Origin of the sequence: Silvanigrella paludirubra (assembly GCF_009208775.1) — a bacterium.
Classification (GTDB): Bacteria; Bdellovibrionota_B; Oligoflexia; order Silvanigrellales; family Silvanigrellaceae; genus Silvanigrella; species Silvanigrella paludirubra.
The window spans coordinates 174,249-190,795 of record NZ_WFLM01000003.1; the positions used below are offsets into that span (position 1 = coordinate 174,249).

The 16,547-nt window shown below is 29.4% G+C and carries 18 protein-coding genes and 1 tRNA gene; 14 read left to right on the forward strand and 5 right to left on the reverse strand.

The features are described 5' to 3' along the window. The first annotated feature begins 24 nt into the window (after nucleotides 1–24). From GCL60_RS08335 to GCL60_RS08395, 14 genes are all read left to right on the forward strand, one after another. Entirely contained in the window at nucleotides 25–1,008 is a 984-nt protein-coding gene (locus GCL60_RS08335) for a diacylglycerol/lipid kinase family protein (protein WP_153420147.1), read from the forward strand. Nucleotides 1,009–1,034: 26 nt separating this feature from the next. Continuing rightward, nucleotides 1,035–1,796, forward strand: coding sequence for a GNAT family N-acetyltransferase (locus GCL60_RS08340; protein ID WP_153420149.1), 762 nt, complete (start codon nucleotides 1,035–1,037; stop codon nucleotides 1,794–1,796). 42 nt (nucleotides 1,797–1,838) lie between these two features. Beyond that, nucleotides 1,839–4,181: an ATP-dependent helicase gene (locus GCL60_RS08345; RefSeq protein WP_153420151.1), complete on the forward strand. Its 2,343-nt coding sequence runs from the start codon at nucleotides 1,839–1,841 to the stop codon at nucleotides 4,179–4,181. 27 nt (nucleotides 4,182–4,208) lie between these two features. Continuing rightward, the gene (rpe, locus tag GCL60_RS08350) at nucleotides 4,209–4,880 is read left to right on the forward strand and encodes a ribulose-phosphate 3-epimerase (protein ID WP_202614013.1); all 672 of its coding nucleotides are present in this window, start codon (nucleotides 4,209–4,211) and stop codon (nucleotides 4,878–4,880) included. Between the two features lie 45 nt (nucleotides 4,881–4,925). Further along, complete coding sequence (locus tag GCL60_RS08355; protein ID WP_153420153.1) at nucleotides 4,926–5,930, forward strand: polyprenyl synthetase family protein; 1,005 nt, start codon at nucleotides 4,926–4,928, stop codon at nucleotides 5,928–5,930. 1 nt (nucleotide 5,931) lies between these two features. Beyond that, entirely contained in the window at nucleotides 5,932–7,263 is a 1,332-nt protein-coding gene (locus tag GCL60_RS08360; RefSeq protein WP_153420155.1) for a M16 family metallopeptidase, read from the forward strand. Between the two features lie 5 nt (nucleotides 7,264–7,268). Next, a complete protein-coding gene (locus GCL60_RS08365) occupies nucleotides 7,269–8,228 on the forward strand; it encodes an isopenicillin N synthase family dioxygenase (protein ID WP_153420157.1) in 960 nt (319 codons plus the stop codon). Between the two features lie 20 nt (nucleotides 8,229–8,248). Then, nucleotides 8,249–9,217 (forward strand): ABC transporter ATP-binding protein, encoded by a 969-nt coding sequence (locus GCL60_RS08370; protein WP_153420158.1) that lies wholly within the window; start codon nucleotides 8,249–8,251, stop codon nucleotides 9,215–9,217. 13 nt (nucleotides 9,218–9,230) lie between these two features. Continuing rightward, nucleotides 9,231–10,001 (forward strand): nitroreductase family protein, encoded by a 771-nt coding sequence (locus tag GCL60_RS08375; protein WP_153420161.1) that lies wholly within the window; start codon nucleotides 9,231–9,233, stop codon nucleotides 9,999–10,001. Nucleotides 10,002–10,007: 6 nt separating this feature from the next. Beyond that, the gene (locus GCL60_RS08380; protein WP_153420163.1) at nucleotides 10,008–11,015 is read left to right on the forward strand and encodes an ABC transporter ATP-binding protein; all 1,008 of its coding nucleotides are present in this window, start codon (nucleotides 10,008–10,010) and stop codon (nucleotides 11,013–11,015) included. A gap of 90 nt (nucleotides 11,016–11,105) precedes the next feature. After that, entirely contained in the window at nucleotides 11,106–12,299 is a 1,194-nt protein-coding gene (locus tag GCL60_RS08385) for a 4-hydroxyphenylpyruvate dioxygenase family protein (RefSeq protein WP_153420165.1), read from the forward strand. A 106-nt stretch (nucleotides 12,300–12,405) separates the two neighbouring features. Next, nucleotides 12,406–12,534, forward strand: a complete 129-nt coding sequence (locus GCL60_RS17460) for a hypothetical protein (protein ID WP_272914816.1) — start codon at nucleotides 12,406–12,408, stop codon at nucleotides 12,532–12,534. A 22-nt stretch (nucleotides 12,535–12,556) separates the two neighbouring features. Next, a tRNA-Ser gene (locus GCL60_RS08390) sits at nucleotides 12,557–12,646 on the forward strand. 171 nt (nucleotides 12,647–12,817) lie between these two features. Further along, nucleotides 12,818–13,603, forward strand: a complete 786-nt coding sequence (locus GCL60_RS08395; protein ID WP_153420166.1) for a type 2 periplasmic-binding domain-containing protein — start codon at nucleotides 12,818–12,820, stop codon at nucleotides 13,601–13,603. Between the two features lie 19 nt (nucleotides 13,604–13,622). On the opposite strand, the gene ubiG is transcribed toward GCL60_RS08395, so the two are convergent. From ubiG to GCL60_RS08420, 5 genes are all read right to left on the reverse strand, one after another. Next, entirely contained in the window at nucleotides 13,623–14,363 is a 741-nt protein-coding gene (gene ubiG, locus GCL60_RS08400; RefSeq protein WP_153420169.1) for a bifunctional 2-polyprenyl-6-hydroxyphenol methylase/3-demethylubiquinol 3-O-methyltransferase UbiG, read from the reverse strand. A 47-nt stretch (nucleotides 14,364–14,410) separates the two neighbouring features. After that, nucleotides 14,411–15,265 (reverse strand): AraC family transcriptional regulator, encoded by an 855-nt coding sequence (locus GCL60_RS08405; RefSeq protein ID WP_153420170.1) that lies wholly within the window; start codon nucleotides 15,263–15,265, stop codon nucleotides 14,411–14,413. Nucleotides 15,266–15,297: 32 nt separating this feature from the next. Beyond that, the gene (locus GCL60_RS08410; RefSeq protein ID WP_153420172.1) at nucleotides 15,298–15,504 is read right to left on the reverse strand and encodes a hypothetical protein; all 207 of its coding nucleotides are present in this window, start codon (nucleotides 15,502–15,504) and stop codon (nucleotides 15,298–15,300) included. Continuing rightward, nucleotides 15,486–16,094 carry an alpha/beta hydrolase family protein gene (locus GCL60_RS08415; RefSeq protein WP_153420174.1) on the reverse strand — a complete coding sequence of 203 codons (609 nt, stop codon included), beginning with the start codon at nucleotides 16,092–16,094 and terminating at the stop codon, nucleotides 15,486–15,488. The genes GCL60_RS08410 and GCL60_RS08415 overlap by 19 nt, the downstream gene beginning before the upstream one ends. Before the next feature lie 114 nt (nucleotides 16,095–16,208). Next, complete coding sequence (locus GCL60_RS08420; protein WP_153420176.1) at nucleotides 16,209–16,352, reverse strand: hypothetical protein; 144 nt, start codon at nucleotides 16,350–16,352, stop codon at nucleotides 16,209–16,211. Between the last annotated feature and the right edge of the window lie 195 nt (nucleotides 16,353–16,547).

The window sequence follows — 16,547 nt, forward strand, 5'->3', positions numbered from 1 at the left end:
TTACTCCCTGAAAAGGAATCCACAATGCTCAGAGTCGGAATCATTTCCAACCCTTTTGCAAAAATTATCAAACATAATCCTGAGTACAATACGCGCCTCTGGTATACTTTGGCCAATTATGGGCAACTTGAAGTCACTCGATCTATTGAACAACTAAATCAAGTTTGCCAAGAATTTAGTGCAAGAAAAATAAATCTTGTTGGAATTGTTGGCGGTGATGGAAGCATTAGTTTAACACTTTCAGCCATATTAAAAGCTTATGGGCCTAATAATCTTCCAAAAATTCTTATCCTAAAAGGCGGAACAATCAATTTTTTAGCTAAAAATTTAGGCATAAAAACAGAAGCTCTGACTTGCCTAGAAGATACATTAAAACTCATCAACACAAAACAAATCATGAATGAAGCTATTCTGAGTACCTTGTATGTCAATGGGCGAATTGGATTTATCTTTGCAAACGGAGTAGCCACAGCTTTTCTTGAAGAGTTTTATAAAGATAAAACAAACTCATTTGGAGCCGCTCTCAAAATAGCTGGATATATTGCTGACGGCCTTTTAAAAGGTAAAATAAATGGGGAATTTCCACGATTAGTTAAACAGCAAAATATGAAAATAGAAACATCACCTTCTCCAATTTGGCAGTCTATCCACAAACTTCATAACACACCTGATGAATTTAGTTTAGTATTTGCTTCAACAGTTCAAAAACTTCCACTTACCTCACATTTTTTTAAAAAAGTAGAATTGGGCGATAATTTTGCAGAAATGATGGCTATTTCTGAAAAAGGAAGAAAACTTATAAAAGGAGCTATGAAGGCTTTTTTAGGCGGAGATATTTATAATTTTTCAAAAGTTCACTCTGTAAAATTCAAAAAAGCTATATTAACTTGCAATGATAGCACTCTTTATTCGTTAGATGGTGATCTTCTAAATTCAAATGATGGTAAAATTAACATTGAAATGGGACCAAATTTTGTGTTTTGCTCTCCTTACGTTATAGCTAAATAGGCTTATTTAGTTAAAAAAGGGTTTTTATGACAGTGAAAGAAAAAAGAGAAAAAGAAGAAAGTAAGGAAGAAAAGAAAAATCTTGATTCTAAACGCAGCTTTTCTATTCGCGAAATGGAAATCCAAGATTTAGCTGAAGCTTATAACTTAGGTGAAACATGCTTTAGAGCAGATTTATGGCCAATGTTATACAGAGGCTGGGATGAATATGAAGTCACAAGTATGTTTAATACAGATGGTGATTATTGCCTTGTTGCAGAAAATGATGATTTTCAAAAAGGTGAAGATCCTGAAGATGAACGTATTGTTGGCTTTGTTTTAGGAACAGTAATGTCTAAACCAGGAACCGCCTGGAGCTATGGATATATTGTTTGGTTATGTGCACACCCAAATTGGCAAAGAGAAGGTGTAGCAAGCAAACTTATTGATAAAGTAGTTGAAGCATTTGTAGAAAATGAAGGTGTTCGTATTATAATGGCTGATACAGATCCAAGCAATAATAGAGCAGTTCAATTTTTTAAGAAAAAGGGATTTGATCAAGAACACCAACATGTATTTTTGACTTCAAATATTGAAAACAACCCTCTTTATTCTAATTTACTTCATAAATCGAGAGCTGCTGCATTAGAGGAACAATATTTAAAAAAAATAAGAAGATTAGCTATTGGTTCTTCTGGCCTTGCGGCTATTAAAAATCTGAAAAGAAAAAATATTAATAGTAAAAATGAGAGTAATAAAAATGTTACCCCAAAGCGTAATAAGAAAAAATCTAAAAAGAAAAAAAAATAAAGTAACATCTTGCTCTGCATTTATAAAAGGATAATTTCAATTATGCATAATCAAACAGGGACTCCTGATCTCACTCTTTTAAATAAAGCCCAATATGATGCATGCACACACAAAGATGGTCCTGCAGTTGTTTATGCTGGTGCAGGTAGTGGAAAAACAAGAGTAATTTGCTCAAGAATTGGCTGGTTAATAACAGAACAAGGCGTTCCTCCATCTTCCATTTTAGCAGTAACTTTTACAAATAAAGCCGCTAAAGAAATGAAAGAAAGAATTGAAAGCTATATCGGTGGACAAAAATCAAAAAACATTATTGTTTCAACTTTTCACGCTTTTTGTGCAAGATTTCTTCGAATTTATTCTCATGAAGCCGGCTATCAACCTGGTTTTACAATATATGACGATAATGATCAAAAAAGTTTATTAAAAGATATTTTAAAACAATTAAATGTTCCAGATAAACTTCTTTCATTAAATACTGTTAAATCTAAAATTGATAAAATTAAAAATCAAGGACATACTCCTGAAGAATATTTACAAGAAATAAAAAATAATAAAGATTATACGATAAAAGAAGAAAGAAACCAGCTTAGAAATTTTGGTGAACATTACGATCCTGAACTTATACAAAAAGTTTATGAACTATACCAAAGACAAATGAAGCAACAAAATGCAATGGATTTTAATGATTTATTATTAATTATGTATAAATTATTAGAAAACAACCCAAATGTTCTAGCTTCATTACAAAATCGTTTTCGCTACTTTTTAATTGATGAATTTCAAGACACAAATCCAATACAATTTAAATTAATTCGTATTTTAAGCTCAAAAACTAAAAATTTATTTATTGTTGGTGACGATGATCAAAGTATTTATTCTTGGCGAGGGGCTGAGCCTTCTTTTATTTTAAATTTTGATAAAGAAAATGAAAATACAAAAGTTTATAAACTTGAAGAAAACTATAGAAGTTCAAATACCATTATTGGCGCAGCTACAGGAGTAATTAAAAATAATTATAAAAGAGCCGATAAATCTATTTTTACTCAAAAAACAAATGGTTCAAAAATTAAGTTTAAATCCTGTGATGATTCTTATTCTGAATCTCGTTTTATTGCTAATGAAATATATTCTGCCATTCAAAATGATGAAAAATTTTCCGATTTTTGTATTTTATATAGAACAAATGCGCAAAGCCGTTCTTTAGAAGACGAACTTAGAAGACGCATGATGCCATATATTATTTATGGCTCTGTTCGTTTTTATGAACGTGCCGAAATTAAAATTCTGCTTGCTTATTTAAAATTAATTATAAATCCAACAGATGAAGCGTCCTTTCAAAAAGTAATAAATACTCCTAGACGTGGTTTTGGAGATAAAGCTTTACAAAATTTAAAAGATCTTTCCTTAAGTAGAAATGAAACACTATTAAAAACAATGACAGAAATTGTATATGGAACTATTGAAAACGAAATATCGAGATCTATTTCAGGAATAAAAGAATTTATTATGAGCTACCAAAAATGGCGAAATAATATAAATGAACATAATAAGCCCTCTCAAATTTTAGCAGACATAATTTCAGATATTAAATTTGAAGCTTATTTAAAAACAACACATCCTGAAGATTTTGATGAAAGATGGCTTAACGTTATTGAGTTAAGAAACGCGATTATTGAATTTGAAAATTTTGAATATGATGAAGAATTTATTCAAAATGAAAAACCTTTTACAGGAATAGAAAAATTATCTCGTTTTATTGAACAGGCAATGCTTACTATTGAACCAACAGTTGTAAATGTTCAACAAGGTACTGCAAATGCAATTACATTAATGACAATACACTCTGCAAAAGGTTTAGAGTTTCCAAATGTCATTATTGCAGGACTAGAAGAAGGAGTTCTTCCACATCAAAACTCTCTAGATTCTCCTGAAGCAATTGAAGAAGAGCGTCGCTTAATGTATGTTGCTATTACTAGAGCAAAAAATAAGTTAACAATTACTAATTGCAAAAGAAATAGATACAAAGATTTTTTACCCGCTCAAGAAAGCAGATTTATTTCTGAAATTCCTTTTGAATTTATAGATCAAATTGATACTATTAATAAAAATGTAAAAAAAGAATTTGGTAAAATAAATGCTGAAAATAAATTTATAGATAAACCTCGAATATTTAAAGGTGACGATCTTCTTCAAAAAGAAACAAATCACTCAAATGAAGACACTCCTACCTGGAGAAAAGGACAAAGAGTAAATCATAAAGTATTTGGTGAAGGCATCATTCGAGAAATAGAAAAAAGTTCTCAAGGTTATAGACTAAAAATTAAATTTGAAAGAAGTAGTGTAGGTGAAAAAACATTAATACATACTTATGTTAATCCTATATAGAATTTTATTATTGAATAAGGTTACAAAATGAAAAAAGAAATCAAAGTTTCTCCCTCTATTGCAGCTGCTAATCTGATGAAATTGGAAGAAGAAGTTAAAAAACTCGAGTCTAGTGGCGCAGATAGTATTCATTTTGATGTAATGGATGGTCATTTTGTACCACTATTAACCATTGGTGTTCCATTTATTGAGCAAATGAGAAAAATAACAAAAATGCCTATTGATGTGCATATTATGGTAACAAACCCAGATCATGTATTTCAAGATTATTTAGATGCAGGGGCAGACGTTTTATCTTTTCATCAAGAAGTATCATTACACCCACATCGCATTTGTATGAAAATAAAAGATGCAGGAAAAAAAGCTGGTATTGCTTTAAATCCATCAACCCATTGGAATACAATTGAATATTTACTTCCTATTCTTGATCAAGTAACAATTATGTCTGTTAATCCTGGTTTTTCAAGACAATCTCACATACCTATAGTTCATAAAAAAATTCATGAACTTTCAAAATTTAGAAAAGAAAATAACTTAAATTTTGAAATTATGGTTGATGGTGGGGTAAATGCAGAAAATGTTATGACATTGAAACAATTAGGTACAGATATTGTAGTCGCAGGTGGTGCTGTATTTAATTTTGAAAATTACTCAGAAGCTATTCAAAAAATTAAAAAAGCATCTTTAAAAAATGCATAAATAAATTGATTTAAATAATTTTAACTTTATTAAAGAAGATTAAATATGATACCTAAATTTTACGATCCAATATCTGATGAACTTATTTCTTTAGAAAAAAAACTTGTTGAGTATTTACTAACTCCAAATGAGCCTACTAATCAAGTTTTATCCCATATTTTTTCTTCAGGTGGAAAAAGAATAAGACCTGCTATTTTTCTTTTATGCTCTAAATTAATTGGTTATAATGGAGAAAATAAATTTCCAATAGCTTCTGTATGTGAATATATTCATACAGCTAGTTTATTACATGATGACGTTATTGATAACTCAACATTAAGAAGAAATAAACCAACTGTTAATTCTGTTTGGGGAGATGAAACCGCAGTTTTGTCTGGTGATCTTATTTATTCAGCAGCATGTAGACTCATGGTTAAAACAAAGAGTTTAGAATTAATAGATGATTTTGCTGAATGTATTCGATTTATGAGTGAAAGTGAACTTTTTCAATTAGAGCTTTTGTGGAAACCAAATACAACAATAGATCAATACGAAAGAGTTATTGCAGGAAAAACAGCAGTTCTTTTTCAAGCAAGTGCAAAAACACCTTGCTATCTTAAAGAAACAAACACTCAAATTTCAAATTATTTTGCAGAATATGGTAGAAATTTAGGTTATGCATTTCAAATATTTGATGATTGCTTAGACTATGAAGGAAAACAATCTATCTTAGGGAAGCCAGTTTTAACCGATTTGCTTGAAGGTAAAATTACATTACCGCTAATTTACTCTATAAACTCTCAGCACAATTCTAAAACTAAATTAATTGAGCTAGTGAATTCAATTATTGAAACAGGTGAAACCTCAGAGCAAAATAAACAAATTCTTTTGAGCTATGTTATTGAAACAGAAGGATTAGAAAAATCATATAAAACAGCTGAAGAATATTCAAAAAAAGCAAGAGATGCTCTTAATAAAATAGAAAAAGAATTAAAATTAAATACAGAACAAATTCATGCACTAGAAGCACTTCGTGAAATAACGTATTTCGTTCTGAACAGAAAGAATTAAAATGAAATTTTTTTCAATAAGTAAACATACTTTAAAAAATGGATTGCGCGTATTATATTGTCACACGCCCGATTCCGTTTCATTTGAATTATCTATTCATATAAATACGGGTGCTAGGGATGAGTCTGAAGAAAATAATGGTGTATCCCATTTTTTAGAGCATATGATGTTCCGTGGTTCTAAAAAATATCCGAATTCACTTTCGCTTTCAAAAGCTATGGAATCTTTTGGTAGTGAAACAAACGCAATGACTGGGATAGAACATACAACTTATTGGTTAAAAGGTGATTCTGAAAAAACAATTGAAGCAATTGAATGTTTTTCTGATTTCTTTTTGCATCCTAATTATGCTGATTTAGAAATTGAACGTTCTGTTATTTTGCAAGAAATGGCATCTGATTTTAATGAATCTGGGGATAGTATTGATACAGAATCTTTATCTATGTCTACATTATTTTCAAATCATCCATTAGGAAATCCAATAATTGGTAATGAAGATGTAGTCAAAAAAATATCGGAAAAAGAATTATCCGAAAAAAGAAGAAATTTTTATATACCTGAGCGTTGTATAATAACAATAAATACTTCTTATTCTGAAATTGAAACAATTAAAACACTTGAAACTTATTTTGGAAACTTTTGGGAGCATACAAAACAATCTAACCCAAATAGAGTTACGGCTGAAAATACTATACCCTCTCTATCTAAATTAAGAAAACCCCAAAATGCATTATGTTTACAAAATAATCCTGATAATCAATTTGCTGTAAAAATGATATTTCCTACAATAGGCGGACTATCAAGAGATATTGTTTTAATTACCTTTTTACAAAGAATTCTTGATGATGGTATTTGCACAAGGTTACCAGCAAATATTAGAGAAAAACATGGATTAGTCTATGATATTAGTTGTGACACTCAATTTTTTAATGAGATAGGAACCTTTAGTATAGACGCTACTGTTTCTGAAGATCGATTAAATGAATTACTCGAAAAATTAGCTAGTGAATTAAAAACAGTAATTTCAGAATATCCTCTTAAAGAGGAAATAGAGCACATTAAATTTAGATATTGTTTTGATTTAAAGCAAATTAAAGAAACACCATCTCGTTTATTAAACAGAGAAGTCTCTTCTTATTTTATGAACTCTAATTTATCTGTTGATGATGAAATAGATATTGTTAAATCTATAACTCAAGAACAAATTTTACATACCGCAAAAAAAGTCTTTGGTTCTGCTAGAAGAGGATTTGTTTTAATTGGTCCTAAAGCAAGAAGAAAACGAGACTTAGTAGAAAAATTATTAAGTATTTTTGATAATATTGGAGATTAATATTCATGAACAAGGTTCCAATAACAAATATAAAACAATATACCGAAGGCTCTCTTAAAGAAAAAAATGAGTTTATAAAAATATTTGGCAAAGCAATTCAAGAATTTGGTTTTGTTATCATTGAAGGTCATGAAGTTCCAAATAAATTAATTCAAGATTGTTATGATCAAATTATTCAATTATTTGATTTACCAAAAAATATTAAATCAAATTATATTGAAGAAGGTGGATTAGGCCAAAGAGGTTATGTAAGTTTTGGACTAGAACATGCTAAAAATAACGATAAAGGCGATTTAAAAGAATTTTGGCATATTGGAAGAGAGTTTTATGAAAACAAAGACCTTGAATTAAAAAGTGCAAAAAATATTTGGCCTGTAAAAGAATTACCAAATTTTAAAGATAAATTAACAACATTATATTCTTCATTAGACAAAATATCTCTTGTGTTACTTTCTGCTATTTCAGAGTATTTAGGAATTCCAAAAAATACACTTTCTAATATGGCAAAAGATGGAAACACTGTTTTAAGAGCATTGCATTATCCTCCTGTAACAGGCGATCAATTTAATTCGGGAGCAATTCGTGCTGCTGCTCATGAAGATATCAATTTAATTACGATACTTTGTGAAGCAACAGAAGGAGGGCTTGAAATATTAACTCGACAAGGAAAATGGCTTGAAATCCAAAGCCAAAAGGGTCAAATGATAGTTGATTCAGGTGACATGTTATCAAGAATTACAAATGAAATTATACCCTCCACTACCCATCGAGTTGTGAATCCTATAAATGCCAAAAACGTTTCTCGATACTCATTGCCATTTTTTGTTCATGCATATGAAAACTGCGAACTCAATGTTTTAGATAAATGTGTTTCTCCATCAAGATCAGCAAAATTCCCCCCTATCTTAGCAAATGAATTTTTGTTACAAAGGTTAAGGGAAATAGGCTTGGGTAAAAAAATTTAAAATCTAATCGGAGTTTTAAAGTGAAAGACGAAACCGTTCTGGCAGTTGAAAATTTGGTAACAAGTTTTAAAGTATCAGGACGCGAAATTAATGCTGTTGATAATTGTTCCTTTACTGTAAAAAAAGGGAAAACCTTAGGAATTGTTGGCGAATCTGGATGTGGAAAAAGTGTAACAAGTTTATCTTTAATGAGATTAATTCCAAATCCTCCTGGTAAAATAGTTTCTGGAAATATTATTTTTGAAAATAAAAATTTATTAACATTATCTGAAAAAGAAATGAGATCTGTTCGCGGTAATAAAATTTCAATGATTTTTCAAGAACCTATGACAAGTTTAAATCCTGTTTATACAATTGGAAATCAAATTGCAGAGGTTTTTACTTTGCATAAAAGAGCTACTCGAAAAGAAGCTCGAGATCTCTCTATTGAAATGCTTAAACTTGTAAGAATTCCATCACCAGAAAAAAGAATTGATGATTATCCTCATCAATTATCAGGTGGCATGCGACAAAGAGTGATGATAGCAATTGCTCTAGCTTGTAAACCTTCACTTTTAATTGCAGATGAGCCAACAACAGCTTTAGATGTGACAATTCAAGCTCAAATTCTTGCGCTCATGAATAATTTACAAAAAGAAACAGGAATGTCTACAATTCTAATCACACATGATCTTGGGGTTGTTGCAGAAACTTGTGATGATGTTGTGGTCATGTACGCTGGGAAAATAGTGGAAAAATCTTCTACAAAAGAATTATTTGAAAACCCAAAACACCCCTATACAATTGGATTGCTTAATTCAATCCCAAAATTAGGTGAAAAAAAACACAGATTAAATACCATACCTGGTATTGTTCCCTCTTTATCAAATTTACCTAAAGGTTGTCGTTTTCAAGATAGATGTTCTTTAGTTTCAGATGAATGTAAAATAATAGAACCTGAATTAAAAACTTTAAAAAACGAAAAACTAGTCTCATGCTTTAAGGCTTAGGGAATAATAAATTATGTCAAAAAATATTTTTAATACCATCCCAACTAAAAATTATGAAGAAGCAAACCCAAAAATAAATCCTGAAGAATTTAAAAAAGTTGTTACCTCAAGAAGAAGTGTCCGTGTTTTTACAAACACTTCTATTCCTGAAAATATAATGAATGAATGTTTAGACCTTGCCTTACTTGCCCCAAACTCTTCTAATTTACAACCATGGGAGTTTTATTGGGTGCGCAGTAAAGACAAAAAACAAGAATTAGTCAAAGCATGCTTATCTCAACCAGCAGCAAGTACAGCTGCTGAATTAATTGTGTGTGTTGCTAGAACAAACACATGGAAACAAAATGCAAAAAAAATGTTGAACTTACTCGAAAGCCAAGGAGATAAAGTTCCAAAAACGGCAATAGATTATTATAAAAAAATTGTTCCCTTAGCTTATACACAAGGATTTTTAAGTATTATTGGTACTATAAAAAAACCCATTTTATATATAAGAGGATTAAAAACACCTACTCCTCGAAATCCTGTTTCAAATAGTGATATGGTATTATGGGCAACAAAAACATGTGCTCTTGCAGCAGAAAATCTTATGTTAGCGTTAAGAGCGCATTCCTTTGATTCATGCCCAATGGAAGGATTTGATGCACAAAGAGTTCAAAAAATACTTAATCTTCCAAAAGATGCTTATGTAGTAATGGTAATTGGAGCTGGCGAAAAAGCTCCAAATGGAGTTTATGGTCCTCGAATTCGTTTTGAAAGAAGTTCCTTTATTAAAGAGGTATAAAATAATATGTCTACAGATTATATTTTACAGATTAATAATTTGGTAAAATATTTTCCTATTAATGGTGGAATTTTAGGTAAACAAATTGCAAAAGTACATGCAGTCGATGATGTTACTTTTACGCTTGAAAAAGGAAAAACATTAGGCCTTGTTGGTGAATCAGGATGTGGAAAAAGTACTCTTGGAAGGACAATTCTGCGTTTAATCGAACCGACATCGGGTAGTATAATATTTGAAGGAAAAGATATTACAAATATATCTCAAAAAGACTTACGCCCCCTTAGAAAAGAATTTCAAATTGTTTTTCAAGATCCTTTTGCAAGCCTTAATCCTAGAATGTCTATAAAAGAAATATTATCTGAACCTTTTGAGATTCATAATTTATACAAAAATAAAAATGAACGTCTTGATAAAATTGTTTCTTTATTAAAAGAAGTTGGTTTAAGCCCAGAATCAATTGATAGATATCCACATGAGTTTTCTGGAGGACAAAGGCAAAGAATAGGAATTGCTCGTGCTCTTTCCTTAAATCCTAAAATTATTATATGCGATGAACCTGTAAGTGCTTTAGATGTTTCAATCCAAAGCCAAATATTAAATCTTATGATGGATCTTCGTGATAAATATAAATTATCGTATATATTTATTGCACATGATTTATCTGTAATAGAGCATATTTCAGATAATGTTGCTGTCATGTATTTAGGAAAAATAGTAGAATATACTTCATCTGAAAACTTATATAAAAATCCTTTGCATCCTTATACACAAGCTTTAATATCCAGTATTCCAAGGCATAACATTGTAGAAAAAAGAGAGCGACAGGTATTACAAGGTGATATTCCAAGCCCTATCAATCCACCAAGCGGTTGTCGATTTCATACAAGATGCCCTTTTGCAAAAGAAATATGTACAAATGAAGTTCCTAATTTAAAAAATTTGGGAACAACAGAAAATCCACATCATGTTTCATGTCACTTTAGCAAAGAAATTAAAGATAAAAAAATAAATTAATTATTATTACTAATCATTAAATAAACAAATTCTTTACTTTAAAAAAAAATTGATCCAATATCTCTTGATATTTAATCAGGAGGTACCGCTATGAAAAATGAAAATAAATCACTTGGTCTTATTGGTTATCATTCTATTCAATATTTTACACGCGATATTAAAACCTGCGTGCATTGGCATAAAGAAAAATTTGGTTTCGAAGAAATTGCTAAATCAACAACAAATTGGGAAAAACGTCATGGAATGCGTGCTATTGTCCTTTTAGGGGCAGGAAAACTTGGATGGATAATTACTGAGCCAATAGAAAAATCATCCACTGCAGGTAGATATTTAACAAATCATCCAGATGGAATTGCATATTTAAATTTCAGAGTTAAAAATATAAAAAATACAGCTGAATTTCTATTAGATAAAAAAGCTTCCATCCTATATGATATCGAAAGTCATACATCTCCTCATGATGGTTCTTGGAGAGAAACATCTATTGCAACAGCTATAGATGATGTTGGATTTCGTTTTATAGAGGAAAATAATTTTGATCAATTTGCCCCAGGTTTTGAATGGACAAATAAAAATAATAAAACAAAATTAAATGATATTGGTTTAGATCTGGGTATAGATCACGTTACTTGTAATGGGCGCTCCATGCACGCTATAACAGAGTTTTATAGGCACTGTATGGGGTTTGAGCAGTACTGGGGGGTTGAATTCCATACAGCTCATCATAAACCAGAATTAGGTACAGGATCTGGGTTAGAAAGTATTGTGATGTGGGATAAAGAAAGCGGCATTAAATTTGCAACCAATCAACCCCTAGCCCCCTATTTTAATAACTCTCAAATTCAAATTTATGTTGAAGACAACAGAGGATCGGGTATTCAACATATCGCTTTTGGAACAAAAAATATCATACAAACCGTTGAAAAACTTAGAGAAAGAGGAACCGTTTTTCTTGAAGCATCAGATAAATACTATGAGCAATTACCTGAACGCATGAAACAAATGAACCTACAAAAAATAAATGAACCATATGATATTGTTAGAAAAAACAACATATTATTAGATGGTTCTAACGGCAAATATCTGCTTCAAATATTTATGAAAGAGCAGTGTGTTCAATTGAATAACAAGAATGCGGGACCTTTTTTCTATGAAATTATTCAAAGAGAAGGCGATGATAGCTTTGGAGAAGGTAATTTTAAGGCTCTTTTTGATAGTATAGAAAAACAGCAAGTCTCTGATCATAGACAAGAAATGAGAGAAAGAGTCGATTCTCTTTGTTAAACTTATTTTTTTTTAAAAGAACTTGCGAAGCTCTTATACACATGTTACAGGTCAGCTTCTGTATTAGAGAAGTTACAACCTTCTCAACCTAAATGAGGAGATTAAAATGGGTAAGAAAGATAACCGTCGTACTTTTAAAATGAAAAGAAAAAAAGCTCAAGCTGCTAAAAAAGCACGCATTAAAGCAAAAATAGTAGCTTCTAAGACAACAAAGAAATCAGCTACTAAAAAGTAATTTTAATTAAAAGATTTTATTTGGAGAGATGGCCGAGTGGCTTAAGGCGGCGGTCTTGAAAACCGTTGTAGGTGTGAGCCTACCGGGGGTTCGAATCCCTCTCTCTCCGCCATATTAGACCCCCTTCTTAAAGGATTAAGAAGGGGGTTTTTTTATTGTTTACTCATTTTTAAATATAAATATCTTAGTCTATAAGTTTGTCATAATTTTTCTTTTATCACTTTAAATAAATAATTAAAAATCTGTTATATTTATAAAATAATATTTTTCTGGAGAATATGAAGTGTTTATAAAAGTTTTAAGTAGAATTTCTATAATACTTATTTTTATTTTATTCCCACTATTTTCTATTGCAAAAGAATTTGAATTAAAATTATGCTATCCAGATAACGATGCTCCTCCTTGGCAAATAGGAAATGGTGATCATGTTTTTAATCCTGCAGGACTTTCTTTAGACATTATTTCAAAAGCTGCCAGTAATTTAAATATCAAAGTAATTTATTCTCGTGTACCAACTAACCGTGTCTTTAATATTTTAAAAAAAAATGAAGTAGATGGTGCATTTATTTTTTCTTTTTTAGAAGAAAGATTAGAATACGGATATTTTCCAATGAATAAAAAAGATCTTGATCATGAAAGACGAGTTGCCACAATGATATATTCTTTTTATAAAAGAAAAGACTCTAATATAACATGGGATGGAAAGAAATTAAGTAATTCAGATAAAGCAGTAGGTGTAAATCGAGGTTATGCAGTTATTGATGTTCTTAAAAAATTACAAATACCTTATGAAGAAAGCAAAGGAACTGAAGTTCTTCTTAAAAAACTTGATTCTTCTCGTATTTCATCCTGTATAGGGCAATCTATTACAGTTGATTACTTTATTAAAAAACTAAAACTAAAAAATATTGTTAAAATAAATCCTGATGTAATTTCAAAAGATTATTTTTTAATTTTTAGTCATAAGTTTATAAATGAACACAAAAATATTGCAGAAAAATTATGGACTGAAATTGGAAAAGTAAGAGATATTGAAATTCAAAAAAATATTTCAACCTATGAAAATTAAAAATATATTTAAATATATACTAATTTTTTTTGACATAACCAATATAACCAGTAAGTAGCGATGAATTTATTTGAAACGTAAAATTTTTATCTACAACTCCATTCTGAATTAAGTTAAAAAAAGATTTTGAAAATATTTTTGGACTTAATCCTTTTAATTCTATTTTTTGGCAGTTTAATTTAGAAAAAAAACTCAATAATTCTGATGGTTTTATAAACAAATGAGCCACATGAAGATTTTTTGGCGTTCCCTTAACAAACCATTCCATACCTTTAATAACAAAAAGAGAAGAAAATAAATTTCTATTAAAGGTATGGAAGAAAAACAAACCATTTTTCTTTAACACTCTAGTTCCTTCTTTTAATGCAAGTTGATAATCTTCAATATGTTCTAAAAAATCCATTGCACAAACAACATCAAAACTTTCATCAGGAAAAGGTAAATTTAATGCATCTGCTTTTATATATTTAACTTTTTTAAATTGATCATAATTTCTAGCTACCTGCAAAACTTCTTCATGAATATCAATTCCTGAAACATGATATCCAATTTTTGATAAATCATTGGATAATAAACCTCCTCCGCAACCTATATCAAGAATTTCAATATTTTTATTAAAATATTTTTCAATTTGAAGCATAATCCAAGGATTTCGTGTTTTTGCTTCCGATCTTAAGAGTTCAACATAATCATTTCCATGATACCATTTATCTCCTAAGCTTTTATAAAGTTCATTATTTATCGTTTTTTTTTGAAACATATTAATTATCCTATATTTAGAAATAATAAATTATTCTTTTATAAAAATTAGATATTTTTTAATGGTATAAAAATCTCAGTTTTATTTTCACTGTATATTTCAAAGTCAAAACCCTTATCCCTTTCTTGTTCAGATTCAATAAACCATATTCCATAAATATATTTCCATGCATTAGCTAATTTTTTAGTTCCACCTATAACTTCAAAACACGCATACTTTCCTTTTGGCAATATTTGAATTTTATAATCTAAATTTAAAAATTCAGAACATTCATAGCCAAGTAAATAAATAAAATCCTCTTCATCAGTCATATCCTTATAAAGGCCATATAAATAATTTGATTTTATATATGGAATCATAATATTAAAATTATTATTTTTAAGACATTTTTTGTAAAAATTTGGAATATCTTTTTTTAATTTATTATTTTTTAATGATGTTTTTAATTCTAATCCATAAATTTTTGAGCTATTTAATAGAACATAGGATAATTTTGGAATTTCAATTGTTTTATTTTTTTGTTTTTTAATTATTTCTTCAATTTTTAATACTGGAAATAACTTTTTTCTAGATGGGTTTTTCCTAAAATAGGAAGGATTACAAAGAAACATTTCTTTAAAGGCTCTTTGAAAACTTTCAGGAGTATGGTAGCCAGCTTCAAAAGCAATATCTATAATTTTTGTTTTTTTTAATAATAATTTTTCAGCAGCGATTGAAAGTTTTCTTTTACGTATATATTCTTTTAAAGATATTCCTGTCATAAATGAAAATATTCTATGAAAATGAGACAAAGAACTAAAGGCTTCTTTAGATACATCAGAAAGTTTTATTTCTTCATCTATATTTTTTTCAATAAAGTTTATTGCTTTTTGAAGTCTGTTTAAATATTCATCACGTTTCATTAACAAAAATCCCAGTTTATTTAAAAATAATTTTAATCTGAATCATAAACTTCACACTCTGATTTACTACTTTTGTTGCAAAAATCTATTGCTTTTTGTATTGCTATCTCTTTTGAGTATTGTGAGTTACTTCTTCCATATCCACCCTTTTTTGATATTGCAAAAGCTTTATGAGGAGCATCTTCTAAATAGGTTTGAAAAAAACTTTGATACTTTTTCGCTAATTCATTAGGCCACATATACGTCCATTAGAGTAAGAACCACTCCCGCCTGCAAAATTAACTCCTGCAACAACAACAGCATCTTTAGGCTCTGGAGGAAAAGCGGTTAAACCCAGAATAGCAAGCCCTCCCGTGGAAACACCAATAACAATTGTTTTAGATGTATCAAATTGAGGCATAGAAGATAAATATGAAATTGCCTCTTTTAAATCATTCGAAGCTTTTTTTGTCCTTAGTAAATAGGGCGGAGATGTACACGAATCATTTAAATATCTTGACAACCCACCACCAGAATGACCAAATCCTTTTCTCATAACAACCGCTACCCCAAATCCTCTTCTTGCAAACTCCACTGCTTGAGCAAAAAAAAGCATTGCGGTTCTTTTTGGAATTTCTTCGTGATTTCTCGGGGTACCATGCGTTATTAAGGTTAAAGGATGCTTGCCTTTCGTATCAGGCCACATGATTAAAGATTCAAGTCCGTTCGAATTTGTTTTCTCGGCAGGTATTTGAATTTGTTCCCAAACTATTTTTTGGGCAAGTAATTGATTTTGAAATAACGAAATAAAAAAGATATAAGTAGGAATTTTAATAAAATTGAAAAACATAATTATCCTTAAAATTAATAAAAAAATTAATTTATAAAAATATTAAGGAAATTATATCAAATTTTTGAAATATTTAAAAGTTTCAGTAAAAAATTAATTTATTAAATGTTAATTTTAGCAGTCATCAAGTGTACAAATTCTTATTTTTTTGGGTCCCGCATTAAATTGTTCTGAAGACGCATCAGAAATATACATTGTTAATGCTAAAAATAATACAAATGGTGCTATAATAAAACGAGCTGAAAATTTAGAACGCATGATTCATTCCTTATCAGTTATTTATTAAATTAATATATATTCAAGTATGATATTTAATGAATTATTATATAATTTAATTTAGAGCATTTATAAAAAAGACGCGTTGGGATCAAGGGTCTATATAAATAAGATTTGTTTACTTGTCAATACAAATAATTAACAAATATATTACAATATTTTTTAATGGGTTATGGG